General features: G+C 39.5%; 25 protein-coding genes. 10 read left to right on the top strand and 15 right to left on the bottom strand.

Features of this window, described 5'->3' with window-relative positions; genetic code table 11:
* Positions 1 to 242 precede the first annotated feature (242 nt).
* Together prpR and SJ312_RS07600 are read left to right on the top strand one after the other, a co-directional pair.
* On the top strand, positions 243 to 1859 hold the full coding sequence (gene prpR / locus SJ312_RS07605; protein WP_319867515.1) for a propionate catabolism operon regulatory protein PrpR: 1617 nt from the start codon (positions 243 to 245) through the stop codon (positions 1857 to 1859).
* Between the two features lie 561 nt (positions 1860 to 2420).
* Entirely contained in the window at positions 2421 to 3563 is a 1143-nt protein-coding gene (locus SJ312_RS07600) for an MFS transporter (RefSeq protein WP_004261743.1), read from the top strand.
* 71 nt (positions 3564 to 3634) lie between these two features.
* Here SJ312_RS07600 and SJ312_RS07595 read toward each other — a convergent pair whose 3' ends face one another.
* Both SJ312_RS07595 and SJ312_RS07590 read right to left on the bottom strand, forming a co-directional pair.
* Positions 3635 to 4579: an ATP-grasp fold amidoligase family protein gene (locus SJ312_RS07595; protein WP_036958454.1), complete on the bottom strand. Its 945-nt coding sequence runs from the start codon at positions 4577 to 4579 to the stop codon at positions 3635 to 3637.
* Positions 4580 to 4952: 373 nt separating this feature from the next.
* Positions 4953 to 6050 (bottom strand): fatty acid desaturase family protein, encoded by a 1098-nt coding sequence (locus SJ312_RS07590; RefSeq protein ID WP_096863325.1) that lies wholly within the window; start codon positions 6048 to 6050, stop codon positions 4953 to 4955.
* Between the two features lie 556 nt (positions 6051 to 6606).
* Here SJ312_RS07590 and SJ312_RS07585 point away from each other — a divergent pair.
* The 5 genes from SJ312_RS07585 (at position 6607) to fghA (ending at position 10480) form a co-directional block, all read left to right on the top strand.
* Positions 6607 to 6933, top strand: coding sequence for a DUF1090 family protein (locus tag SJ312_RS07585; protein WP_004261735.1), 327 nt, complete (start codon positions 6607 to 6609; stop codon positions 6931 to 6933).
* Between the two features lie 187 nt (positions 6934 to 7120).
* A complete protein-coding gene (locus tag SJ312_RS07580; RefSeq protein ID WP_136134908.1) occupies positions 7121 to 8038 on the top strand; it encodes a bestrophin family protein in 918 nt (305 codons plus the stop codon).
* 192 nt (positions 8039 to 8230) lie between these two features.
* Positions 8231 to 8503, top strand: coding sequence for a formaldehyde-responsive transcriptional repressor FrmR (gene frmR, locus SJ312_RS07575; protein ID WP_004261729.1), 273 nt, complete (start codon positions 8231 to 8233; stop codon positions 8501 to 8503).
* A 17-nt stretch (positions 8504 to 8520) separates the two neighbouring features.
* Positions 8521 to 9633 (top strand): S-(hydroxymethyl)glutathione dehydrogenase/class III alcohol dehydrogenase, encoded by a 1113-nt coding sequence (locus SJ312_RS07570; protein ID WP_004261726.1) that lies wholly within the window; start codon positions 8521 to 8523, stop codon positions 9631 to 9633.
* A gap of 10 nt (positions 9634 to 9643) precedes the next feature.
* Positions 9644 to 10480 carry an S-formylglutathione hydrolase gene (fghA, locus tag SJ312_RS07565; RefSeq protein ID WP_036958450.1) on the top strand — a complete coding sequence of 279 codons (837 nt, stop codon included), beginning with the start codon at positions 9644 to 9646 and terminating at the stop codon, positions 10478 to 10480.
* Between the two features lie 104 nt (positions 10481 to 10584).
* Here the strand turns inward: fghA and SJ312_RS07560 are convergent, their stop codons facing one another.
* From SJ312_RS07560 to hemP, 8 genes are all read right to left on the bottom strand, one after another.
* Positions 10585 to 10803 carry a HEAT repeat domain-containing protein gene (locus SJ312_RS07560; RefSeq protein ID WP_004261720.1) on the bottom strand — a complete coding sequence of 73 codons (219 nt, stop codon included), beginning with the start codon at positions 10801 to 10803 and terminating at the stop codon, positions 10585 to 10587.
* A 265-nt stretch (positions 10804 to 11068) separates the two neighbouring features.
* Positions 11069 to 11281: a HEAT repeat domain-containing protein gene (locus SJ312_RS07555; protein WP_004261718.1), complete on the bottom strand. Its 213-nt coding sequence runs from the start codon at positions 11279 to 11281 to the stop codon at positions 11069 to 11071.
* 304 nt (positions 11282 to 11585) lie between these two features.
* A complete protein-coding gene (locus tag SJ312_RS07550; RefSeq protein ID WP_036958448.1) occupies positions 11586 to 12374 on the bottom strand; it encodes a heme ABC transporter ATP-binding protein in 789 nt (262 codons plus the stop codon).
* A gap of 2 nt (positions 12375 to 12376) precedes the next feature.
* Positions 12377 to 13378, bottom strand: a complete 1002-nt coding sequence (locus tag SJ312_RS07545; RefSeq protein WP_094962090.1) for a FecCD family ABC transporter permease — start codon at positions 13376 to 13378, stop codon at positions 12377 to 12379.
* Positions 13375 to 14196 carry a heme/hemin ABC transporter substrate-binding protein gene (locus SJ312_RS07540; RefSeq protein ID WP_094962091.1) on the bottom strand — a complete coding sequence of 274 codons (822 nt, stop codon included), beginning with the start codon at positions 14194 to 14196 and terminating at the stop codon, positions 13375 to 13377. The genes SJ312_RS07545 and SJ312_RS07540 overlap by 4 nt, the downstream gene beginning before the upstream one ends.
* Before the next feature lie 16 nt (positions 14197 to 14212).
* Complete coding sequence (locus tag SJ312_RS07535; protein WP_094962092.1) at positions 14213 to 15262, bottom strand: hemin-degrading factor; 1050 nt, start codon at positions 15260 to 15262, stop codon at positions 14213 to 14215.
* 25 nt (positions 15263 to 15287) lie between these two features.
* Positions 15288 to 17303 (bottom strand): TonB-dependent hemoglobin/transferrin/lactoferrin family receptor, encoded by a 2016-nt coding sequence (locus SJ312_RS07530; RefSeq protein WP_319867342.1) that lies wholly within the window; start codon positions 17301 to 17303, stop codon positions 15288 to 15290.
* 430 nt (positions 17304 to 17733) lie between these two features.
* On the bottom strand, positions 17734 to 17907 hold the full coding sequence (gene hemP, locus SJ312_RS07525) for a hemin uptake protein HemP (protein WP_226617232.1): 174 nt from the start codon (positions 17905 to 17907) through the stop codon (positions 17734 to 17736).
* Between the two features lie 209 nt (positions 17908 to 18116).
* Here hemP and SJ312_RS07520 point away from each other — a divergent pair, with 209 nt between their 5' ends.
* Positions 18117 to 18746 (top strand): NAD(P)H-binding protein, encoded by a 630-nt coding sequence (locus SJ312_RS07520; protein ID WP_110592128.1) that lies wholly within the window; start codon positions 18117 to 18119, stop codon positions 18744 to 18746.
* A 201-nt stretch (positions 18747 to 18947) separates the two neighbouring features.
* Here SJ312_RS07520 and SJ312_RS07515 read toward each other — a convergent pair whose 3' ends face one another.
* From SJ312_RS07515 to SJ312_RS07495, 5 genes are all read right to left on the bottom strand, one after another.
* Complete coding sequence (locus SJ312_RS07515; protein ID WP_004261693.1) at positions 18948 to 19892, bottom strand: DUF1177 domain-containing protein; 945 nt, start codon at positions 19890 to 19892, stop codon at positions 18948 to 18950.
* Positions 19892 to 20617 carry a dipeptidase PepE gene (pepE, locus tag SJ312_RS07510; protein ID WP_137018934.1) on the bottom strand — a complete coding sequence of 242 codons (726 nt, stop codon included), beginning with the start codon at positions 20615 to 20617 and terminating at the stop codon, positions 19892 to 19894. Before pepE ends, SJ312_RS07515 begins: the two co-directional genes overlap by 1 nt.
* Entirely contained in the window at positions 20610 to 21815 is a 1206-nt protein-coding gene (locus tag SJ312_RS07505) for an aminotransferase class V-fold PLP-dependent enzyme (protein ID WP_319867339.1), read from the bottom strand. Before SJ312_RS07505 ends, pepE begins: the two co-directional genes overlap by 8 nt.
* 17 nt (positions 21816 to 21832) lie before the next feature.
* Positions 21833 to 23461, bottom strand: a complete 1629-nt coding sequence (locus SJ312_RS07500; protein WP_319867338.1) for an OPT/YSL family transporter — start codon at positions 23459 to 23461, stop codon at positions 21833 to 21835.
* Positions 23462 to 23524: 63 nt separating this feature from the next.
* On the bottom strand, positions 23525 to 24238 hold the full coding sequence (locus SJ312_RS07495) for an IclR family transcriptional regulator (RefSeq protein WP_004261689.1): 714 nt from the start codon (positions 24236 to 24238) through the stop codon (positions 23525 to 23527).
* A gap of 493 nt (positions 24239 to 24731) precedes the next feature.
* On the opposite strand from SJ312_RS07495, the gene galE reads away from it, so the two are divergent.
* The gene (galE, locus tag SJ312_RS07490) at positions 24732 to 25757 is read left to right on the top strand and encodes a UDP-glucose 4-epimerase GalE (protein WP_319867335.1); all 1026 of its coding nucleotides are present in this window, start codon (positions 24732 to 24734) and stop codon (positions 25755 to 25757) included.
* Positions 25758 to 25769: 12 nt separating this feature from the next.
* Positions 25770 to 26834, top strand: coding sequence for a UDP-glucose--hexose-1-phosphate uridylyltransferase (locus SJ312_RS07485; protein ID WP_110592124.1), 1065 nt, complete (start codon positions 25770 to 25772; stop codon positions 26832 to 26834).
* Positions 26835 to 26876 lie beyond the last annotated feature (42 nt).

Here is a 26876-nt window from a genome sequence, read left to right as displayed (position 1 = left end):
AGCCTCATATGATGTTAATTAATTGTAATGAAATTGAGATAACTATAGTCATATAGCAATTGACGTGCCAATCTGGCTCTAAATTACATGGGTATGCAAATGTGTTTAAAATCAAACTGATATTGTTTTTTTTGATTTGTGACGGGAAAAACAATTTTAAAATAATCGGTTGGTGTGTTTCGTTGAAACAAGATATTGTCAATTGAAACATAAATGAAACATGGTAAGAAGGTATGGCGATGATGGAAAAACCGATTATTTGGACTGTTTCAGTGTCTCGGTTATTTACACTGTTTCGAGATATCAGCCCTGAATTTAGTGAACAAGCGGAAATCACCCCACTAAACCTTGGTTTTGAGCAGGCGGTAGAGGCCGTACATCAACGATTACAGGGTGGACATTGTGATGCCATCATTAGTGCAGGTTCAAATGGTGCTTATTTAAAAAGCCATGTTTCAGTTCCTGTTATTATCGTGAAAATTAGCGGGTTCGATGTCATGCAAGCATTGGCCAAAGCCCGAGAGATTAGCGATAAAGTCGGGATCATTAATTATAAAAAAACACTTTCCTCATTAGATGAATTTCAGCAACGTTTTGGTTTGCAAATTGAACAGCGTAGTTATGTCACCGCAGAAGATGCAAGATCTCAGCTTAAAGCATTAAAAGCAATGGGAATTTCCGTTGTTGTAGGGGCTGGGCTCATCATGGATTTAGCTGATGAAATGGGGATGACAGGGGTTTTTGTCTATTCCACACAAACCATACGACAAGCATTCTCAGACGCTATCGAATTAAGCCGAATGTCGAGGCGTGAAAACCATTCGCAAGACAAATATCTCCTTCCTAATCCCGCAAAAGTCCGTTATACCATTAATGACCTGATTGGTTCGTCATTACCGATGGAACGTGTTAGGCAAACTATTATGTTGTACGCACGTTCTGATGCAACAGTATTGATTCAAGGTGCGAGTGGAACTGGGAAAGAGATGGTGGCACAAGCGATTCATCACGAATATACCTTATTTAATCAACATAAGCGCAGTAAACAGCAAATGCCTTTTGTGGCCGTGAATTGCGGGGCGATCCCTGAAACATTATTAGAAGCCGAATTATTTGGCTATGAAGAAGGTGCCTTTACTGGCTCTCGCCGGGGTGGCCGAGCAGGGCTATTTGAACTGGCGAATGGGGGAACACTGTTCTTAGATGAAATTGGTGAAATGCCGATTGCATTACAAACAAAATTATTGCGAGTGCTCGAAGAGCGTTCTGTCGTGCGTGTTGGGGGGTATAAACCGTTAAAAGTCAATGTACGAGTCATTTGTGCGACTCATTGCGATTTAGACCGTTGGGTAAGAGAAGGGCATTTTCGTGCCGATCTATTTTATCGGCTCGGGGTATTGAGAATGCGAGTTCCAGCACTCAATGAACGTGGCGATGATATTTTTGTATTAGCGGAGCGGTTACTTAAGTTAGCCTTTGCAGGCTTAATGCAGCCGTTGCCTTCTTTTCGTGTACAGCAGTTAATTGCGTGTAAACGCTTTTTTGTTGAGTATTCATGGCCCGGTAATGTGCGAGAACTCAGAAACTTAATGGAGCGAGTTGCACTTTATTGTAGCGCATACCCCGAAAAGGCCATTAGTGAGGAAATGTTGGCGAGTCTATCTCCTGAGCGCAAATGGGATGCAATAAGCCATGAGGTTGTTATTGATAAAAATAAGGAACCGCTTACTGACGTGATGAATAGGTTTGGTGGTGATCGTAAAGCCGTAGCTCAGTATTTAGGTATTAGCAGAACAACCCTGTGGCGGCGTCTTTCTTTATTAGAGAAAGCAAATCAGGTAAATCACGATACTAAATAATAATTAATTTGTATTCATTCAGGAGGGGGGTTGATTAAAAGGTAATGGATTAGTGAGAGTGCCATAAAGGAGATAATTAGGTTGTTTTTATTCATAGAATCATTGAATACTACTTGTTGAATTAAATTCATTCAGTCGTGTTCAGTGACAAATAAATTATTTTGTTATTAAGTGCTTTTAGGATTTTTTCCATATGACTTAAGTTGTATCAAATCGTAACAAAAAACAGTGATGTTAATATTTACCTATTATTTTGATTTTTAAGTATTACTTTTGTTTTTCTTGTTGTTCTTTCACTAAATTCACCATCGTAAAAAACGTGATTTTTCTCACATAAATTATTTTGCTAGTCACCATTAGATTTTCTCATTTTAACTTCATGATTGAACGTTCTATATTGCGCTCAAATTAGTCCTATCTTTGTTTTTTTACTACTGCACTAATCGCCGAAATGTGTTCTTTCTTGGGAGCACAATGCTGTCGTATTCAACGATGTAGTTGCAGCGCATATTATTTATTTTGTTAGTTGGAGAGTGGGGCGTGAATCAGTCCACTACTATCATGCGCAAACGCGACAATGCATTCGTTCCTGTTGCAGGGTTAACGATTTTTGCTATTGCATCGGGTTATTTAATGAGCTTAATCCCATTATCGATGGGAAGTTTTGGTATTGATACGCAATATGCGGGTTGGTTAGCGAGTGCGTATTATATTGGTTTATTAATTGGCTCAATGTTAATTGAACCAATTATTGCCAAAATAGGCCATCGTCTTGCCTTTATTGGCTTTTTATTGATGCTTGCCGCGACAGTTATTGTACTGCCGTGGACCCCGACCATTGAAGCTTGGTTGCCAAACCGCTTAGTTGCAGGGGTTGCAGTGGCTGGGATTTTTGTGGTTGTCGAATCTTGGTTATTGATTGGCGATAATCCGAAAGAGCGTGCTAAACGTTTAAGTTTTTATATGACGTCATTGTATGGCGGAACCACTCTTGGCCAGCTTGCTATTGGTGTTATTGGAACCCATGGCGCTTATCCGTTTATGGTAGTATTAGGGTTATTATTATTAGCGGTAATGCCACCGTTATTAGTACGTCAAGGCCAGCCAGAAAGTGGTTCGCATCAAAAACTGTCATTGAAAAAAATTGCTCGTTTAAGTAAACCTGCAATTATCGGTTGTATGGTTTCTGGTATTACCATGGGGACTATCTATGGGTTAATGCCGTTATCATTGAAAAAAGACCAATTCACCACCGACCAAGTCGGTGTGTTGATGGCTTCAATTATTCTTGGTGGGATGTTAATACAGCCAGTTGTTAGCAAATTATCTGTCTTAATGAGTAAAACCTTATTACTTGCGATGGTTTCATTATTAGGTGTTTTTGCTATGGGTGTTATTTATATTTCGAGTGACTACTTAGTGATGATTGTCGCTTTAGCGCTACTCGGTATGTCAACTTTTGCCCTATATCCTGTGGCGATAACGTTGGCGTGTGATAACTTAGATTCCTCCTATATCGTCGCAGCAACACAAGTGATGCTGTTTAGTTACAGTATAGGTTCAGCAATGGGGCCTATCGCAGCAGGGACGTTTTTAGGCCAACATAATGGTTTAGTGAATTTCTTCTTTATTGTGCTGTTAGTGACTGCGATTTATATGTTAATTGCGAGCTTACGTCGTAAAGCCAGTGTGTTAGCAAATTAATTTTATCGACAAATAAAACTGCTAAATAAAAGGCTCTGTGAATTACTTACAGGGCCTTTTTGTCGTTCTAATTATTTCTTTTTATTGACGGTTGAAGGTGACAGTTGTGCTTCAATGGGTGAATGCTTTGTATTACGTACAATGCGTTGCTCCCAAAGCTCCCCTAATTTGAAATCCCATGATAGCGGTGATATTTCTGTTCTACCTGCATTTGGGGCAAATGTAAGTTCGCTGAAATACAAGGTATTTTCATCAGACATCAAAAAATCCGCACGGCAATAATCAAAAGGTGTGACGAGTATTTCTGCTAACCGTAACATTTCTTTGAATAGTGGCGGCTCAGATACGGGTTCCAGCATGTTTGGATAACCAAAAGTCACGGGTTGTAACTGCCAGTTGATATCATAAATATTAATAAATTCATTGCCAAATTCGTCTGAGTAATCAATCTCTGCATAGGCAGGCTTACCAGAGAAGCAATGGATCCTGCATGTTTCTGGTACTAACTTCCGGTTTTTATTAGCGAATAAATCAATATATTCTTCACACATAATTTGTGCGGGAATAGTTTTATAATGACGTTCTCGAGTAATATAGTAAAGGTTTTTAGTTAAATGAAAATCTAATTTATTTTTAGCTTTTAGCCAGTCAAAGTGTGCTTTATCGCGACAAATAATGCTACTACCACTGTCGTGATTGCATTTTAAAACGAAACGCTCTGGCAGTTTGTTTAGATCAATTTCATCGACACTTTTATAAGTGGCGATGATAGGTACTAAATATTCATTTCCTATTGTTCGTGAGATATATTCCCTTACCGCGAGTTTATCTGCAAATTGTGAATATAATGGATTTTTATCTCGCAACATTCTGAAATTTACTTTCTCATTAAAACTTTTTGGGGCTTTAAAATCAGGGCGGTAATTGAGTTTTTTAGTAAATTTATTAGTGAGATATGTTTTGTCACTCACTATGAGTGTACGTAATTTTTTTATAAAATACTCTGCTTTTTTCATGCGAGCACCAACCATTCTAAAATTGTAGTGTGTAATTAAAATCTAATTTTTATTTGATTATATTTTTTATAACTTAAATAAAGCATCAATAAATGTAACGGTCAATTTAATAATTTCTTAATAAATAAATATTAAACAAAAGGTAAATAATGTTCATTTTGTTAATAATAGCCGGATATCCGTACACTTTTATATCAATAATTCAATCGATCGTTTTAATTATTCGTCATTAATAATAAGGGTATTGTTTATTTAAAGTGTAACAAAAGTAAAGAAGATAGACCTTAAGGATTTATTTAGATAATGTCCCTCCTAAAATAAGGGAATAGAGGGGACATTTGAGAGAATTGTTATTTATAACTTACTAAGATAACTATTTTAATGGCGGCTGCCCCATCTTTTTTAGGAATCGTATTTGAGCCGCAACGAGTTGTTTGTAATCAATACAACGATATGGCATATCATATTGCTGCGCCAATTGGGCTAAGATGTGAGCTAAAGCAGGGTAATGGCGGTGATGCCAATGAGGAAAAATATGATGTGTAAGGTGGTAGTTTAGTCCCCCAGTTAAACGCCATAAATAATGGGGGGTCGGTAGCCAGTCACAAGCCGTGACAAAATTATGATGGTACCAACCATGCTTGATCTGTTTATCTTCAGGAGCAGTGAAAAACTGCGTCTCTGCCCAATGTGTACCGAGTAATAAATAAATGACAAAAATGGATGCAATCATTTGGCTCAATAAGTAAGTGATAAGTATTGTTGTTAAGCTGATCCCATGGCTGTGAGCCACTAGCAGTGGGGTGCCAATCATTAATATTAAGTGACATACTTTGCTACCTAAAAATAGCGTCCAACCCAGTTTACCCTGTAAAACTTTCTGTGTTTTTAAGCGTGTTTTCCCAGTTCTGTCCGACCAATCAAAAACCAGTGCAATCCATGTGAGTGATAATGATGCAACGAAAGGCCAATAAATATGTTGATATTTCATGAAAGGTCGCCAGCGTTGAAATGGCGTTTGGCGGAATATACCATTTTCTTCAGTATCTAAATCATAATGCTCAATGTTGGCATAGTGATGGTGATAATGAACATGGCGTGTACGCCAAAACTCTGGCTCTAAACCTAAAGGTAATGTCACTAAACGGCCAAATAACCGATTTTTCCAGCTTGATTTAAATAAGGTATTATGACAGGCATCGTGCTGGCCAATCACATTCAATAGCATGATGAGTAAAACAAATACAAAATAGGATAATATGTAAATTGAGGTAGATGTTGTTATGAGTGTTGGCAGGTAACTCAGAAGAGCAAAAATAAACAAGATAGCAATTGCAGTAAGATCATATCGGCTGGCAAATACGTGATCTTGCTTAGTTTGCAGATATTCTTGACTAGCTTGTTTTAATGCAGCATGAAATTGTTGTTCGTTAGCATTTGCGAACGTGAGTTCGAAGTCAGTGTGATGCATGCTACTCTCATTTGAGGTTATCTTCTTTTAATTAAAGAGTATATCTTCACTAAGTAAAGCGTCGCAAAATAAATATGAAGGGGGAGAAATATTTCGACTTATTCTGAATCAATTTTTATCAAGAATAATAATTTTTGGTATTTTGGATGAATATTTTTGAGAAATATCGATATAAATTGAGGATTTGTGCAAAGTAAACAATTAAATACGAGTTAACCATTAATTAAACTGATATATATTCTATAAAGTATTTGGTCAAAACACGTACTTATTAATTTTCTGAAATATAAAAACTAGCTACATCCTTGTAGAGTGATCCTTTAATATTAAGGTATCAGGGAAAAATGTGTCTGTCTGTAATAAATTATGTGAAAAAAATACTCAATCTAATTTAAGTTGTTAATAATAAAATATAGTTATCATTTTAGATGGGTTTGTTTTAATTATCCATTATATTTGTTTTACCTAAGCTAAATTAGGAGCTTGCCTATATGAATAATGCGTCAACATGATGAAATAGCCACAGATAAATTATTTTTCGAATAAGGAATGTTATATGAAAAAAATACTGTTAATAATTTTATCAACACTGATTATTCCTGTGTCCGCTCAAGCGGGTTATCAATATTATGGTTGTGATAAAAAAATCTATCAACTAGAGAAACAGCTAAAATACGCCAAAATGCATGGTAACCGAAATAGAGTTGCGGGGTTAGAGCGCGCTATTTCAAATGTACAAAATAACTGTTACGACCATTATTCGGGGGCGACTGGGCCAACAAAATTAAATCATCGTTATAGCTTTACTGAAGCAGATCGTTTAGAGCAGCAGATAGAAGCATTACAAGATGAAATAGAACGCTTAAAAGCGGCTAAAAATTAACTCAATACGTAATATTAAAATCAAATATTATTTATAAGCTAAAAACCGTGTTGGATGAATTTAGCGCTATAGCTGCTTGTCGTAATTATTGTCATATTCACTTTAATTTTTGTCTAGCTATAGCGCATTGAATTAATCAGTGAAATAATAAGTTAACGTCGTTTTTTAATATTGTATACTTTTTATTATGGTTATTCGTCCTCATCAACACTGGTTTTTTCGGTTATTCGACTGGCATGGCTCTGTACTGTCAAAAATAACATTTCGGCTTTCTCTAAATATAATGATATCAATCGTAGCAGTACTAAGTTTCCAATGGTATGAGCGATTAGGTATACACTTAACAATAGCCCCCTTTAGCTTACTAGGGATTGCCATCGCAATATTCCTAGGTTTTCGCAATAATGCATGTTACAGCCGCTTGATTGAGGCTCGCACACTCTGGGCTTCGTTATTAATTAACCAAAGAAATATTCTAAGAAATATTAAAGGGTTATTGCCTAATGATCAGGCAGCCCAAAAGGAATTTGCTAATTTGCTGATTGCTTTTGGTTGGAGCCTTAAACATGAATTAAGGAAAACCAGCCCAATCATTGATATGTATAGGCTATTACCCCGTACTATTTTTGATGAGGTTATCCGAAGTTCGTTTCCCACTAGCCGAATATTATTGCAGATTGGCCTAAAGGTGGGGGAATTACGCGATAAAAAAGTCATCAGTGATGTACTCTTTCAAGCTATTAATAAAGATATTAATGCGCTATCGGAAGTTCTTGGTGGCTGCGAACGTATTGCGAACACGCCGATCCCGTTTGCTTATACACTAATTTTGCAGCGAACTGTTTACTTATTTTGTTCGTTACTTCCATTTGCATTGGTTGTTGACCTACATTATATGACGCCATTTGTTTCTGTTTTTATTTCTTACACTTTTTTAGCGTGGGATGCACTAGCCGAGGAACTTGAAGATCCTTTTGGGACTGCTGCAAATGATTTACCGCTGAATGCCATTTGTAATAGTATTGAACGCAATGCATTGGATATGTTGGATATTCAACCACTTCCCCCTCAGTACCAGCCAGATAAATATTTTAACTTGTTGTAGTGCTAATCTATTCATTCTTGAAGACAGTAGAGCGTGATATTCACGTTTTACTGTTTCTCCTTATTTATCTTTCCTCTTTTTTCTTTTCTATCGAATATTATTTTGTCTTTTTGGGTCATACAAATCAGGAATTCTGTACAGATAATCTTATCAATACTATACTCCCCCTATGTATACTAAAGGGGCTTAAATATGCCACATTCCCCAAAAGAAAAAAAAGCAGTTCTTACACGAGTCAGAAAGTTGAAAGGGCAATTGCTTGCCTTAGAGTCAGCCTTGGAAGATGAGGTTGAATGCGCCGCCATTTTACAACAAATTGCTGCTATTCGTGGGGCAGTTAATGGTTTGATGGCCGGGGTATTAGAGAGTCATTTGCGGGAAGGGCTTCAAGAGTCAGCAACAACACAGTTGCAAAAAGACTCAGTAGACGATGCCATCTCATTAATTCGTACCTATTTGCGGTAAATAAAGAAGGAATAACGATGAAATCACGTGCAGCAGTTGCATTTGGTCCTGGTGAGCCATTAAAAATTGTCGAAATTGATGTCATGCCACCAAAGGCTGGGGAAGTGTTAGTCAAAATTAGCCATACGGGTGTTTGCCATACTGATGCATTTACCTTGTCAGGTGATGACCCTGAAGGGTTATTTCCTGTGGTATTAGGGCATGAAGGGGCGGGCGTTGTTGTTGAAGTCGGCGAAGGTGTAACTAGCGTTAGCGTTGGTGACCATGTCATCCCACTTTATACGGCAGAATGTGGAAAATGTGTTTTTTGTGAGTCAGGCAAAACAAACTTATGTGTCTCTGTTAGGGAAACACAAGGTAAAGGTGTGATGCCTGATGGGACCACACGTTTTTCTTACAATGGCCAGCCTGTTTACCATTATATGGGCTGTTCAACATTCAGTGAATATACTGTTGTTGCCGAAGTCTCTTTGGCTAAAATTAACCCTCAAGCCAACCATGAAGAAGTGTGTTTATTAGGTTGTGGCGTGACCACGGGTATTGGTGCTGTACATAATACGGCTAAAGTACAAGAAGGTGACTCAGTTGCAGTTTTTGGCCTCGGTGGGATTGGTCTTGCGGTTATTCAAGGGGCAAGGCAAGCAAAGGCTGGCCGTATTATTGCCATTGATACTAACCCGTCTAAGTTTGAACTAGCGCGCCAATTTGGTGCGACAGAATGTTTGAATCCTAATGATTTTGATAAGCCGATTCAGCAAGTGTTGATTGAGAAAACCCAGTGGGGAGTTGATCATACCTTTGAATGTATTGGTAATGTTAATGTTATGCGTGCAGCACTTGAAAGTGCACACCGAGGATGGGGCCAATCAATTATCATTGGTGTCGCAGGGGCAGGGCAAGAAATTTCAACTCGTCCATTCCAATTAGTAACAGGGCGGTCATGGCGTGGTACGGCTTTTGGTGGTGTGAAAGGCCGTAGCCAGTTGCCAAAAATGGTTGAAGATGCCATGAAGGGTGATATTGAGCTGTCTCCATTTGTGACGCACACATTGCCATTAGAGCGTATTAATGACGCATTTGATTTAATGCATGAAGGCAAATCAATCCGCACCGTTATTCACTATGATTAAGGAGTCTTTGATGGAGAGAATTGAACGCCATGCGTGTTTTGGGGGCTGGCAGGATGTTTATCAACATCAATCCACCGTGCTCGGCTGTGAAATGAAGTTTGCAGCTTTTCTACCACCACAAGCGAGAACAACCGTCTGCCCAGTGATTTATTGGTTATCAGGGTTAACCTGTAATGAACAAAATTTTATTACTAAGGCGGGAGCCCAACAATTTGCGGCAGAACATGGCGTGGTTATAATCGCACCAGATACTAGCCCTCGCGGTGCTGAGGTTGCTGATGACGAGGCTTATGATTTAGGGCAAGGCGCAGGTTTTTATGTGAATGCTCTGCAAGCTCCGTGGAGTCATCATTACAGAATGTATGATTATATTGTGTCTGAACTACCTGATTTAATCGAAACACATTTGCCTGTATCTGATAAACGTTCTATTTTTGGCCATTCTATGGGTGGACACGGGGCTTTAATGATTGGCTTACGAAATGCAGGCCGATATTCTAGTTTATCTGCATTTTCTCCTATTGTTGCTCCAACCCAAGTTCCTTGGGGGCGCAAAGCCTTTATGGCTTATCTGGGGGAAGAAACAGCTAGCTGGTCTCAATATGACACTGTTGAATTAATCGGAAAAGCGGAGGCTATTCCACCTATTTTAGTGGATGTAGGCACTGCGGATCCTTTCTATCAAGAACAATTAAAACCCGAGTTATTTGTAGATATTTGTGACAAAAAGCAATTTGAATATCGTTTGAATTTACGTGATGGATATGACCACAGTTACTATTTTATTAGTAGCTTTATTGGTGAACATATTGCATTTCATGCACGCTATTTAAATGATAATAGCTGAGTATGGTAGTGTTAGGTATATTGTAGTGTTAGATATATTGTAGGGTGAGGCCAATAGTTGGTTTCACCTTGCTATTCCTTAACGTTTTAATCATGCCTAAATCGCTACTCTAACCCTCCATGGGAGAGCTTGCTGATTGCTTTAATCGCACTGATTGCGACATCTTTATTTGGGTCATTACATAATTCAAGTAGTCGATTAATCGTATTATGTTGTTTCAGTCGTATTTTACAATCACCTAAAGCGGATATGGCAGCTATTTTTACATCATCATTTTTTCTTTTCGTTAAATCAAGTAATGTATTTATGACTTTGTTATCCATCTTTTATCCTAATCAGGGTATTAAGAAATAAAGTTAATTAAAATCCATTTGTTTCAAAATATTAATTTCAATGTAGAGATGCTACTAAATGAAAGAATTTGTTAATATCAAAAAACACAACTAATATGGATATAGTATGATTAGGTTTGTGTATGAATAGGTAGCAAAAATCATACCTATTCATATATAGGGATTAGAAAGATTAAATAAGATTAATTAAAAAACCTGTGCTTTAACGGATTGATATAAAAATATTATTTGTATACTAAAAATGGTGGGAGAGTTTACTCAGTGCCTTTATTGCAGACACCGCAACATCCTTATTGGGATCTCTACAGAGTTCAATTAAACGGTTGATCGCATTTTGTTGTTCAACGGTCGCTTTATAATCACCTAATGCGGAAATAGCTGCAATTTTAACATCATCATTTCCACGATGTGTTAATTCAATTAATGTTTCAATTATGTTATTTTCCATGTAAACCCTTTGAAATACCTATGCGATACCAAGGTATTCTAAGTGAATTTACTTGAGATTTATTTTTGAAATTTAATGCTTTATTAATACATTATATAGATTTTACGCATTTTCAGGCTATTAACTATCTTATTAACTAGGGTGCATTAAGAGAGTAAGGATTATTGATATAAAAAATTTAAAATATTAAAAGACATTAGTTATCTATTAAAATAGATATGACTAAATAATTCTTTATTAAGGTAAAAATAATAAAGCACTTTACCTTTAAAATGAGTTAAATAAAGTGCTTATTAAGCCTGAGTTAGTGACGTAAATAAACGTGAGGCGTGTTATTTTCAGGGTGTTGAGTAACACCTAAGTCAGCTTGATACCAACGAGTTAAGTTTTCAGTCGTTAAAACATCGGTAGGGGAACCTTGAGCGACAAGCTTTCCATTATGAATTAATAACACTTTATCTGCATATAATGCGGTTAGATTAAGGTCATGTAATACACAGCAAACACCTAACGGTCGTTGACGTGTAAGTTGATGTAGTAACCGTAAGCTATGCTGTTGATGATATAGGTCAAGCGCAGAAGTGGGTTCATCGAGAAACAAGCATGCGGGTTGAGCTGTTGGTTGCCATAATTGTGCTAATACTCGAGCTAATTGAACGCGTTGCTGCTCACCCCCTGAAAGTTGGCGGTAATCCCGCTGCCGTAATGATTGGCAACTGGTTTGTGCTAACGCTTCATTGATGGCGGTGTGTTTATATTCTGAACCATAGGGGGTTCTGCCCATTGCAACCACATCTTCAACAGTAAAAGCAAATTGCAAATGGCTATGCTGTTTCATCACAGCACGTTTTCGGGCTAACGCATTATGGTCCCAGTCAGTCATTGCTCGGCCTTCAATAAAGCATGTGCCATGAGTCGGGGTATTATAGCCTGTTAGTAATTTTAATAGACTGGATTTCCCTGCGCCATTTGGCCCAATGATCACCACAAATTCCCCTTGATCAATCGATAAACTCACATTATCTATAAGCGTCTTTTCACTGATTTTATATGATAAATTTTGTGCTTCTAACAAGAGCGATTTTGTTTGCATTTTTAGATCCTCCCCGAAGGCTGCCGTAAAATTAGCCATAAGAAGTAGGGGCCACCAATTAACCCTGTCAGTAAGCCAACAGGAATTTCAGCAGGTGCAACCGCAGTCCTTGCTACAGTATCGGCAATAAGTAATAAGCCCGCACCTACGATAGCGGAACCAGGAATTAACCAACGATGGTCTGGCCCGAGAGTCATGCGAATGAGATGGGGAACAACGAGACCGACAAAACCAATAACACCGCTCATGGCAACCGCACAACCAACTAACATGGCGCTAAGGAATAATAAAATAAACTTGGTACGCTCAACATTGAGCCCAAGGTAATGGGCGTCTTCGTCCCCTAATTGTAGGATATTAAGCTTACTTCCTTGTGTTAAACAGATAATACAAATAGGAAGAATAACTGAAGCGGCGATGGCCAATGATGCCCAGTCAACATTACCGAGCGTGCCCATCATCCATAAGCTAAATGTTCTGAGTTGTTGGTCATTGCTGATATAACTAAGAACACCGATGAATGACATACACAGCGCATTGATAGCGATACCCGCGAGAAGTAGTTTTGCGAGGTTACCATTTGATGAACGATTTAAGCTAAAAATAATAAAAGATACGGCTAGGCTACCAATAAAAGCAGCCGCGACATGGCCATAACCTTGCATCACGGTGGGTAATGAAACAGAGAAAACAATAAATGCGGCAACGGATAAAGCCGCGCCACTACTGATACCGAGTAAGCTAGGATCAGCGAGGGGGTTACGGAATAACCCTTGCATAATGGCGCCAGATACTGCTAAGGCAAGGCCAACTAAGATGGCAATTAACACGCGAGGAAGGCGGATATTTAGCCATATTTGCCAATCCGAGTCTGTGGCAGATGCCTGCCACAGTGCTTTTAATGAGAAGTTCATTGCGCCGGCATTCGACGCGATGAGAACTAAACCGCCAAGTGCTAACAATAATACGATAATCACCAAAAATGGGTTTTTAAAGCGACTCATTGGGATTTTTCTAATGCCTCACGTAGTTGTTGCATGACTTTAGGCGTACCTAAACTGAAAGTGAGCATACCGACGTCATCGACAACCAGAAGCGCTTTATTTTTCCCTGCGGGGGTCATTGACATTCCTTGTAATTTCCACACTTTTTCTATTCCACCTAATGATTTAATACCTTCTTTGGTAAAAATGATTAAGTCAGGTTGGCTTGATAGCAAGCCTTCTTGGGATAGAGGACGATAGCTGTCGAAGCTGCTCATGGCATTTTTTGCCCCAACCGCGTTAATGACACTGTCTGCCGCAGTGTGCCGTCCTGCCGCTAAAGGCATAACACCACCGTGACTCATGATAAATAAGACTTTTTTGTCAATAGGAGCCGTATTTACTTGGCTGAGCTGTTGGTTAAATTGATTAACTAATTGCTTTCCTTGCTCTGTTTTACCGACCACATTAGCGATGGTGGTAATTTTTTCTGGAATGGCTTCTAAACTCGGTTTCCCTGTCACCTTAATAATTTTTACGCCGCTTTTTTCGATTTGCGAAAGAGCCATTGAGGGTTTTGCTAACTCACTCGCAAGTACTAAAGTCGGGCGCATTGACAACACGCCTTCTGCGTTAAGCATACGCATATAGCCCACATCTGGGAGCTTGGTGGCTTGCTCTGGATGAAGGCTGGTGCTGTCACGGGCGACGAGCTGTTCCTGTGCTCCAAGTTCATACACAATTTCAGTCACATCACCCCCTAAGGTGACGATGCGTTCTGTTGCATAAGAACAAAAAGAGATAAACAGCGTTGATAAGATTAGAAGCCATTGTTTCATAATAAGTTACCTAATTTTAAATGCGTGGTAATGCGGTGACTTGTTGGCGCCATTGCTCTTGCTCTGGAGTCCCTTCCGTACGCTGCCCATACATTTGTGCGATTTGATTTCCTTGGTTATCGAAGACTTCAAGGCTAGTCACATGGCCATCTTGTGTTGGCTTGCGTGTGACCCAGCATTCGGCAATACCATTTTCAATCATGTGCAAGGTGAAATCAGGATTGAAAATATTTAGCCACTTTAAGTCTGAACCTTCACTTTGATATGGCATGATTTTTTTGATTTCACCAGTAAAAATTTGCACACATCCGCGGTTGCCCACAAAAATCATAATTTCGTTTTGATCTTTGAACGCAGTGTTAATCAGCTGATTGAAGGAATCATTAGGCACTTTCCAAGCCAAATCATCGCTAACCGCAGCGAAAACTTGCTGGCGGCTGAGGTTGTTTTTCTTGAGTAGAACAAAAAATTGGTGAACGTCTGTCATGTTGCGCCATTCTTGTTCTAATTGTTGTTTTAGCTCTTCACTAACGGGCTGATTGGTAAATGCAGTTGCTGTTTCATGGATGAGCTCCGGGTTATCTTGGGTAGCATATTTTTCAATCAATGCCTGCCATGCCGCCATATCCGTTTCATCGGTGGTGTAAACTTTATGTAGTGCGTCACCTTGTTTATCAAAAAATTGGATACTATGACGCTCACCGTGTTTGCTGTCTTCCGTCAAAGCAAAGATAGTGTCCCAATGGCTGAAAAACATCCGTAAATCAAGGGCGCGAGGGTTTAAAATTAACCCACCGTGTGGGCTAAAGGTTGCATTGTCATAACGACCAACTTGCTCATGAACCACATATTCGTTACGGGTAATCGCTTTCACTTTCCCAACAGTGGCTAATTCTGTCAACAAAGTGGGGGCATCGACATTTAAACGAACAGCTTTGTCGTGACCAACACGACTATGCAGTAGCTGAGCTTCAGATACATTTAAATAGGCGGCGAGATCGCGAGCGTATTTGGCTTTGTTATCTGTTTTTGCTTGTTGGTAACGCTCGTAAAGTGCTGAATTCACGTTTATCTCCTTAATATTGTGTGAATTACCATTGGAAGCTGACAAGCAGCTTGGCATTACGTCCATCTTGAGGAATACCTTGTGATGAGTAGTATTCTTTATCAAATGCATTGCCTAACACGACACTGGTTCCTAACCCTTTGAGTTGTCCTTCACCTTGATAACTCACATAGAAGTCATGTACGGCATAGCCGGCTTGTTGTTCTGCTTTAGAGGCTTTATTGAATTCTGTATGGCGCGTAAACTCCCCTAGCCAGCCCACTGAAAAACCGCTGTCTGCAATAGGTACGGCCAGATTACTGGTGACAGAATCAGGTTTAATTGATGTTATTGATTTTCCATTAGATTCATCTTTTCCTTCAGTATGGTTATAAGCCAAACTCCAATTGAAATAGTCTGTTTTATAATCCATTGAGGCATCCCATCCCCAAATTTTGGCACGTTTAGTATTGATTGATGTGGTGTAGTTATTTTGAGGATTTCTAAAATCAGGGGTTGTTACGTAAGTATTGATATAGTCTTTAGCTTTGGTATCAAAATAGCTGGCTTTAAATTGTAGGTTATCTCTTTCCATCAATAGGTCATCGAAACGCAGACCAAAACCATATTCTGCGGTACGGGTTGATTCAGGTTTCAGATTAGGGTTTGGTTTCCATCTATTAACGATTGGCCCCATTTGGAAGTGGACCTCGTCGTTATACATTTCCATCATAGAAGGGGCTCGGAAGGCTTCTGAATATGACGCAAATAGCATTGACCACTCTGTTGGTGTGATGCTAACGGCACCTTTAGATGACCATTTACCTTTTTTCACATCTTCATTGCCATCAGATGTCGCTTTATAGTGGTCATAGCGCGTACCGACAATAAAGGAAACAGGCAAATCTTTTAGGCTAATTTCATCTTGTAAAAAGCCGGATGCAAAGGTGATGTCCGCATCGGGGAATTGGGTGGTATTTGCATAAGGAGTTTGTTTTTGCTTATAAGCTTCACTGCCGTAAGTCAGGTTATGTGATGCTAATGGCAAGTCATAAAAGTTAGAGCGGTTATCCGCTTTTATGCCATAAGTTTTTTGTGTACGACCTTCATAGGGGGTTCCTTGGCCTTTTGCCGTGATATTAATATCGGAGTAATAAGGCGTGACTTTAAAATTTAGCCATTCCTGTGAGCCCGGTTTAATTTGATAAGTTATCTGTGCATCACGTTGGCGAGTGGTACGGTTAACTTTTAGATTGTCACTCCCTACATTAATTTCTTGCGGGTTTTTCGGCTCATTGGCATCATTATTATAATAACGCATTTGGCCAGAAAGCTTTTGTGCATCATCGATTTGCCATGTTCCTTTTGCCAGCAGGTTACCAATGGTTTCCTTGTTTTTCATGTCATCGCCATTACTCATGCGGACATTACCGGTTTCTTTCGTGACAAAGCTGAATAGCCCATCAAGGTTATCACTACGGCCAAACGCAGTGCCGCCGAAACCGAAGCTATGATCGCCAGTAGCGGCTTCGGTAAAGACACGGAAACCGTTGTCTTGGCCTTCACGCAATAAGTCTTTGGCATCAACGGTTTCCCAAGCAATCACACCACCCATGGCACCACTGCCGTAGAGTAGGGCAGAAGGGCCACGGATAATTTCAACTTGCTTAATCAGAGCAGGGTCGATAAAGGTGCCATTGACATGGCCTGTATCTGTGCCTTGGCGAATACCATCCACTAAGGTCAAAATGCCGCGTCGATCAAACCCGCGCATATAAATATCTTGCCCATTTGCACGGCTGGTACCGGTGACACCAATCCCGGGAACTTTACGTAAAATGTCATTGACGGTGCTGGCCGTTTGCGTTTCAGGTGAATTATTTTTGATCACCGTGACCATCATCGGGGTTTCGAAGCTGTCACGTTCGCTACCTGTCGCATAGACAGTCATCACATCATGATGATTTTTTTTTGGTGATGGTTCTGTTGTTTGTGCTTGAGCACTTGCTATCACGCCTAAGATGGCACTGGTTAGGACTGACATTCGCAAAACAGGGGACATAATTGTGATACTCCATATAGTTTTTATCTGTATTAAGCAGAGTGAATTCGTATTAATTGATAGCGATGTATTGGTCTGGAGGACCTGAATTCGGTATGACACAGGAAAAATTGCATGTAAGCGGTGTCTGAACATAGCAAGAGGAGTAAACAACTAATGAAGGTATAAAGCTGAGGTAATAGTCAGTAACTGGTTGGTGTTCAGCAGGACTATTTGGGATGTGGCACATTAACGCTACCGCTGCGCGATAGTCAGGTATCGAGTGGCTATCCTTGCTGATTCGATATTTAGTGGCACAAATGTGAAATACAGACGTCAGTTTAAACTCCATAAGAAACCTTTTCCTATGTTTAGATTAAGCTGGCTGCCTGGATAATTAACCTAGGTGGCTTGCGAATTAAGTTTTGGTACGACTTACTTTGGGTATGGCTTACTTAGTTAAGATCAACTTACCTGTACGTGTTTGTCTCAATTGATAAAGCTCGCCATTATGTTGAATTGAGACCTTACCGGCAGGGCCCAATAATTGTTGGCTTTCTATCACGTCAGTTTTAACGGGTTGTTTCGCCGTTTCGACGGTATTTTCTGCAACTGGGGCTGTCATATTATTTACCATACTAAGTTTGTTGATAATCGAAATGATATTGAGAATGATTATCTTTAGAATGATTGCCAATATCAAGTAATTTTCACAATCAAACAACAAAAGAGCCACAAAAAACTAAGTTCGTACGAAAAAACAGCATTAATCTAGTGGTTCCCCACTTACAAGGCTATAATTGAGTTTCTCTATTCATTGCATGGGTGAATAAAATGAAAATATTACTGTTAGGAGCGACAGGGCTTGTGGGAAGTCATGTTTTATCATTGGCACTTGCAGACTCTCGTGTGACTCAGGTGATAGCGCCAACACGACATGCATTAGCAGAACATGAGAAATTACAAGCACCTATTGTTGATTTTAACCATTTACCTGACGAGGCTGCGTTATGGGAAGTCGATGCTGTGATTTGCGCGCTCGGCTCAACCCTCAAAGCTGCTGGTTCAAAGGCGGCATTTCGTCAAGTGGACTACACCTATCCTTTAACCTGTGCAAGGCTAGCCAAAAAATGGGGCTGCCCGACATTTGTATTGACTTCTGCTTTGGGGTCAAACGCTAAGTCACCTTTTTTTTATAGCCGAGTAAAAGGGCAGCTTGAACAAGATTTAAGATTACTGGGTTTTGATTCTTTAACTTTAGTTCGCCCGAATGTGATTCGTGGTGACCGCCAAAAAGTGCGTTTGGGTGAAGTTGTTGTGATTCGTATTATTTCCTGTCTATCATCTATATTGCCCGCGAGCTGCCAAGTTAGCCCCGCAACAAATATTGCGAAGGCATTATTTGAGGCTGCAATAAATCCCACGAAAGGGGTTCGTGTTATTTCATCTAAACAGCTTATATAACACTGGCTAGTTCATTTTTGTTGGTTATGTTGTTTTTTTGTTTCACACACAAAAGCTTCAATTTTATGATGCCTGAAATGCTAACCGATTTAGGAATTACAAAAGTTAATATAGGGTTGGTAAACATACTGATTGATGACAAACATATTATGTTTGTCATCAACCTAAAGCCCACAAATGTGGGCTTTTACTCTTCGAAGGTTACCCCTGAATCTGTGCTAATGAACCGTATAAATCATAAAGTGTTTCATATTCATCTTGCTGATAAAATCGAATTTTATCCCAACAAAATTGCTTAGCGACTTCCACGGTAAAGCGTGTTGCATCGATTAATTCACTTTCATAACTTGCACCTGTTTCACTACCGGGGACAATCGATTTAGCCGTAATGGCAAGGCCAACAACAGGTGCCTGTGTTGCAATATGCGGTTGCATTATAGAATTAAAGTGATAAACACCGTTATCATAAGGAGAAATGTCTTGTGTGGTGATAGGAAACGTCTTTGCCACATCTCCTGTTGCATACTCCAGTAAGCGAACTAAATCAGGTGCGACGCGTAAAATATAGCCTTGCATAGCCGTGGGAGAAATCGCAATCCCTCGGTGCTTAATGATGCTGTTTCCCTTTGATGTATCGATGGATAAAATAGCATCCATCTGTTTATCGACTTCATATTGGTTCATGGTATTAGATGAAACTGGCATCCCCATAAAATCGACAGGGTCATGAGGAGTAATCGAAACATGCGTGGCGATATGAGAGCTAATTATTACGTCCCCTTTGAGGCTCTGCCCCTTTGCCGCCATATCCAACAACTTCATCGCGCTGGCAAAAGCGACAATTGACCCATCAGCATCAGAAACTATTCCAATACGATTCGGTTGTGCCTGTTGTGCACCTAAACGACCGATAATGCCTAAAGTCGGGTAAGTGCCTCCACGGTGTTTGCCCTCAGAGCCTGGGATTAATACTTTTATAAAATGGCATAACTGACTTGTATCCTCTGGGGATTCATAAGGAATAGAAGTAACAGTGATGATGGCATCATTTGAGCCAACAGAATGAAGTAGCGCTGCCATTTTTTCGCCATCAACATCAGGGGTGTCTAATAAGTCATAAACTTGGCTTAGATAATTCAAAGACATTATTGCACTCCTTTAATAATATTTAATTTGAATGGCTTGTTGGTAGCAATTTCTTCAATCTTATTAGGTCCCCGTAACCATAGGGCATTTTGCTCACCTAAAATGGTGCCATGGTGGTTTTCAATAAATAATGCAGTTCCTTCATATAGTGCGATCAATTCTTCCATGGGGTTAATCGTTAAAAACTCATTTAATCTCTCTTCACGACTTTCCCCATTATGGCCAATTGGTTTACCAGAAATAAAATGCGGGTTAATTTGAAATGGGCAAATATTCAGCGCACTAAATGTAGGGGGTTGGACAATTGGCATATCATTGGTGGTGCGAATACTCGGTGTTGCAACATTACTGCCTGCACTCCATCCCATATAGGGAATGCTTTCATATTTAACTCGTTGTGAAATCAGCTCCACTATGTTGGCATCATATAGGCGTTTTAATAAGGCAAAGGTATTTCCGCCGCCAATAGCAATCGCTTGTGCTTGTTTAACTGCCGCAACAGGGTCGCTAAAGTGATGAATTGATGTTAATTCATAACCTAAAGCATTAAATACCGGTTTTACAATTGCTTCAAAATCATCAAAACTGAATGTAACTGCGGCATAAGGAATAAATAGAATATTTTGTTTTTTATGTTGTAATAAACGATGGATTTGTTCGCCCGCATGTTGTAAATAATTCATATTCCCCATACGTGAACTACTCATTAATAACGCATTAGTCATTGCTATATTCCTTTTTGATTTTTTTTATTGAATTAATTAATAAATCGATTTCTTTTTCACTATTAAAATAATGAAGTGATAAGCGGGCCATTTTTTCTATTTGATAGAACTTTAAAATAGCGGTTGCCATAAAGTGACCTGATTCAATAATGATATTTTTAGTTTCTAATTTTTGCATTAATACATCAGAGGGGATTCCGTTAATATTAAATGGAATTATTCCTATTCGCTGGTGGCTATTATTAGGGCCATAAATTTCGACACCAGAAAGTTGAGATAATTGCTGCATCGCATATTGAGTGAGTGTTTGGTTGCGATTCTCAATTTGTTCAATACCGATATTTACAGCATAGTCTAAAGCCGAATCTAAACTAATAATGGCCGGAACATTTGGGCAGCCCGCTTCAAAGCGTTTTGCTGTTTGAGGCAGAATAACGTCTCCTGTTTGTGGGTCAATTGAGCTATTCCACCAACCGACCAGTGTGGGGGTTAATGATGGTACCAATGATTCACGAACAAACAGAATGCCACTGCCTTCTATCGCTCTTAACCCTTTTCGGCCACATGATGACATAAAGTCACATTGCCATTTTTGAACATTAACGTTATACATTCCAATGGCTTGTGAAGCACTAATATGGCTAAGTACACCATGCTTTCTGGCTATCTCACAAATAGCCTGCACAGGTTGAATTACCCCAGTTATGTTAGATAGCGCAACGAAACTGATGAGCTTTGTCTTGGAGGTTATCGCTTGCTCGATAGATTCAGGTGAAAGGACACCATAGCTATCCGCACTCACCTTAATAATTTTTATTCCTTTTTCATGCGCTAACAGTTGCCAAATTGCAATATTGCTGAGCATCTCAGTATCAGGAATTATCACTTCATCGCCAGCTTGCCAAGAAATACCTCTAGCAATCAAGCTGATAGATTCTGTGCCATTTTTGGTAAATGCAATTTCACTGGGCTTTGCACCGATAAATGCGGCCAATTTTTGTCGACAAATTTCAACTTGCTCATAGGTTTGCTTGCGGAAGCTAGGTAAATAAGTCCCTTGCTCTGCGGTTTTATCAAGATAGCGCTTTACTGCGTCTATTATCGGTTTTGGCGGTGGCGCAGCGGCTCCCGTATCAAAATAAGCGTAATGTTGTGAAACTAGAGTGTCTTTTTGCACTTGCGACCAGATATTCGTCATTATTATTCCCTATAAAGTTATTTAGCCCAGAAGGAAAGCAGTTTCGCTTTGAGGGTTGGCAGGAATGCTTTAGCCGTGGAGTAAAGAGCATCGCCAGCAATAAGCCCACCAGCGAAAGTTGAAATTTTATCGGAACTGATATTGAAGAAACGCTCAATGATAATTCGAACCGCGAGTGCAGTAAGAACCGTCCAACCTGCAATAGGGTAGTTAATCATCAAGCCAGTTGAGAAGAGTACGCCAATCTGGTTTTTAGCACCGCCAATTAACTGAATGATGGCACCCGGTATGGCCCACAATAACAACATCATTGCCACATTTGAGGAGCTTCCTGCTTGGATCGTAGCGGCATAAAGCCTTGATGCAGGAACGATTTTGTCTTGTTCGAAATAAAAATCGTAGGTAAGTGCAACCACCACCAAGGCGCAGCAAAAACCGATAATAGCGGCAAAATATTGTTGTTTTCTCCCATAATGTTCTGCAGATTGGTTTTTACCATAACCGCGGATCATAAACCCCGTTTTTAGGTCAAAACCCATATCGGCAAAAGCAGGGCCTGTCGCGGCACAAAACCCAACTAAAACGGCCAATGCTTCGGGGGGAAACCCCAGTAAAATACTAATCATCAATGAGATAAGAGCTGCTGCAGTTGCAGGAAACCAGCCAGAATGCATCGCAGCCATACCTACAATCATCTCTTGGATTAAAGCGGCTAAGGTCGCAAAAATGAGGAATCCAATAAGTTGTGGCAATGTCATTGTGACAAATATTTGGCTAATAAATGTGAGTGCTAATGCGGTTAAAAAGTAGAACGTTGCCCCTTTGATTAAGGTTGACTTGATACGTTTGCTACTTTGGCGTAATTCATCACTATCTTCGCTTTGTTGCTGACTATCTTTCTTGTTGCGAAATACAATGGCTCCGATTTGGATTAATGCGACGATACCTGCACCAATCATCACACCGTGTGGGACATAGTTTTCATATAAATTATAAGTAATTAGCCCTGACTCAGAAAAACCGCGAATGAGAAGTCCAACAGCAAACATGAATAACGCGAAAATACTGCCAATCAACGCGATCCCTGCGGATGCCATTGGGATACCAAAACCTGCACCGATGGCTCCAGCAGCAAAGCCTGTCAGCAATGCGCCAAGCCGCTTTCCACCTTTATTTCCTGCCCACAAAGTTTCTGCGGTGGCAACACCGGCAGGCCAAGATGCACTGGCAGGATAGGCGCGGGTATTAAACAAGCCATATAAAATCGTGCCATCAATGATAATCGCAACGAAAGCTCCAGCCATCATCGGATAAATTAATTCAGGCATACCCAACACCCAAGGCACACCAATGGCTACTATTAAACCATTTGCTGCAGCAAAGGTTGCTGCAGAGATGCTAGTTTGAATTAAATTTTGCGCATCGATAAATTTAAATGATGCGAAAATAGAAAGTGGGACACGAGATAATAAAATGGCGAGAACAGCACCGATAATTGATGTGTTTGCGGAGATACCTAGTGTGACAATAATCTGAATACCAATAATAGCACCAACAAAAGATAATATAATTATTGCGATGAGTAGTGCTGGAGAAAAAATAGATACACGTACCTCAGTATCATTTTTATCATGAGATATATTCATAGAGTTACCTATTTTATTTTAATAATTAATAACTGCTTTTTATCTTATTATTTCACCATGGATTTAAAATATGGTAGATAATTTACTGGCTGTGGATTTTAATAATGGATAATACTCGGTTAAATTTTTACTTTGGCTTGATGCTGCAATGCATAACGAGCCTAATACCCCTTTTTCAAAAGAAAATATAGGAACGGATAACCCTTGTGTTCCTGCTAAATAAGCTTCTTTTGAATATGCATATCCTTCTTCAGCATAGAGACTTAATTGCTTTTTTAATAAGGTGTTATTTTGCAAATTATGTTTAGAAAGATATTCATCAATATATGAAATATCCATTGAGCTTAAAATGATTTGTGTAAATGGGGCTTCATGCAAGCTCAACGCTTCTCCTTCTTTAGATGTAAAGCGGATAAGATGGTCACTTTCTAAAATGAAATTACAAATAGCGATATCATTGTAACGGCGATAAATAAATATGGTTTCATGTGTTTTATCAGCGAGAGGGCGTAAGTAGTCACTCGCTAATTGTGAAAACTGGCGTGTGTTATTGGCTAAATGACCGATTTCAATACACCGCAAGCCTAATAAATATTCTTTATTTTTATTTTTTTGTAAGAAACCTTGCTCTTCTAGAATATTAAAACCCCGCTGTACGACGGAAGGGCTCTTATCAAGATGACGAGCTAACTCACGTACTCCCCATATGGGCTTGTTGATTGAAAAGTAATCTAACAAGGTTAATACGAAACCAGCAGATTGTAGTCGGTTATTCATAGCTTCCCCTGTTTATAATTAATTGAATTAGCACTATTGTTATATTTTTGTTCCTTATACGGGAACAGTGTGCCGTTTGGTAATACAAACATATTTAGATGAAACAATATGCAAAGTAAATGGTTTGTTGCATCTGTGTTAAGTAGGTCACTAAAACAGTTCTTATCATTTATCTTTTTTTTCTTGCTTTCTCTATAACTATTTGAAATTAATCTATTTTTTTATTCTTTAGCTGTTCCTACTAGCGAAACAATCAAAAAGACGCAAATGGATAAATGAGTTATTGGTGAAAACAGGAGAATTTGTTTACCTTGAATGATCTTTTCCTGATGCGATTTATTTATGTGAGAAATAGATTATTTTATATTTTTGTGTAAACGTTTACACTAAGTCGAGATTGATCACAGAATCTTATATAAACTCGTTGTTATACTCGGTAGCAATGACAAGTTGGAAGACAGAATGCAATTTAAGCAGTATTGGGGGAAGAGAGATGCAACAGGTTGAAATTCTCGTTACAGGCGGGCTCGGGTATATCGGTAGTCATACTTGTGTTCAATTGATAAAGGCTGGGCTATCACCAGTTGTTATTGATAATTTGTGTAATGCAAAGCTAGAAGTGCTTAATCGTATTGAAAGATTAACCGGTGTGCGCCCAGTATTTTATCAGTGTGATGTTCGAAATGAGCAACAGCTAGCCCACATTTTTTCTTCTCATCAATTTCATTCAGTTATTCATTTTGCAGGGCTAAAAGCGGTTGGTGAATCAGTAGAAAACCCCCTTAAATACTATGATGTTAATTTCAATGGGACATTGGTATTAATGCGCTGTATGCAGGAAGCGAACGTGAAAAGTTTGATTTTTAGTTCGTCAGCAACGGTATATGGCGAGCCCAGTAGTTTACCTATCACCGAAGAGTTCCCAACGGGTAATACGCAAAGCCCTTATGGCACCAGCAAGTATATGGTTGAGCGTTGTTTATCTGATTTATTTCACTCAGACCCGTCATGGTCATTAACATTATTACGTTATTTCAACCCAGTAGGTGCTCATCCATCGGGTTTGATGGGAGAAGACCCACAAGGGATCCCAAATAATTTAACACCTTATATTACCCAAGTTGCAGTAGGGAAAAGAGAAAAATTGGTGATTTATGGAAACGATTACCCTACGGTGGATGGGACGGGGGTTCGGGATTATATTCATGTCATGGATTTAGCTGATGGCCATGTAGCTGCTCTACAAAAGGTTGGTAATCAAGCAGGGTTACATTGCTACAATTTGGGTACGGGTAACGGCACCAGTGTTTTGCAAATGTTACATGCATTTGAAAAAGCAGTTGGAAAAGCCATTCCTTATGTGATTGAACTACGTCGTGCTGGGGATATTGCGGAATACTGGTCAACACCAGAAAAAGCGCACCATGAACTAGGATGGCAAGCGGAGCGAACTCTTGAGGATATGGCGACTGACAGTTGGCGTTGGCAATCAAATAATCCCAATGGTTATGAAGTTTAGGAGATGCATGAGATGAATATTTTGCCTTTTAACCCTTCGGATTGCCCTCATCGTCGCTATAACCCATTAACAGGCCAGTGGGTGTTAGTGTCCCCTCATCGAGCAAAACGCCCGTGGAGCGGTAAAGATGAAAAACCATCAATAGAAAATTTACCTCAATATGATGAGCATTGCTTCTTGTGCCCTGGCAATACAAGGGTCTCCGGGGAAGTGAATCCTAACTACCAAGGGACTTATGTATTCCAAAATGACCATGGTGCGTTATTAGCACAACCCTGCGCCCAACCTGATAATCAATCTGAATTGTTTCAATCACAATCGGTGAGTGGGGTTAGTCGAGTGATTTGCTTTTCGCCTGATCACAGTAAAACACTGCCAGAGTTGTCTGTGCCTGAAATTGAAGGTGTTATCGAAACATGGCAGCAACAAGTTGCTGAGTTAAGTGAACGTTATGCTTGGGTTCAGGTTTTTGAAAATAAAGGGGAAATAATGGGGTGTTCTCAACCGCATCCTCATGGACAAATTTGGGCAAGTGATTTTTTACCTAATGAAATTGCACGTAAGGACCATTTTCTCACGCAATATTATCAACGTCATGGCAGCAACTTATTAATTGACTATATTAAAGCTGAGCAACAAGATGGCTCACGAATTGTTGTTGAAACTGAAGAATGGATTGCACTTGTTCCTTATTGGGCAGCTTGGCCATTTGAAACCCTGTTATTGCCAAAACAGCATATTCGCCGTATGGATGAAATGAATGAAGCCATTCGTGCAGACCTTGCTGTTGCGCTAAAAAAACTCACAAGCCGTTACGATAATCTATTTCATTGCTCTTTCCCATATTCAATGGGATGGCACTTTGCACCTTTTATTAATGAAAGCCAAAGTATCGATCACTGGCAACTACATGCCTTATTTTATCCGCCATTACTGCGCTCAGCGACGGTGAAAAAATTCATGGTGGGGTATGAAATGTTAGCTGAAACTCAGCGAGACCTGACACCAGAACAGGCCGCACAACGTTTACGTGATGTGAGTGACTGCCATTATAAACAAAGTCAAACTACTAAATAATTCATCAAATTATAATTAACTTAGCTGTTTGCTGGGTTAACC

This window comes from Providencia sp. CIM-Carb-044 (genome assembly GCF_033901115.1).
GTDB classification, from domain to species: domain Bacteria; phylum Pseudomonadota; class Gammaproteobacteria; order Enterobacterales; family Enterobacteriaceae; genus Providencia; species Providencia hangzhouensis.
This window is presented reverse-complemented; position numbering and strand designations above follow the sequence as displayed.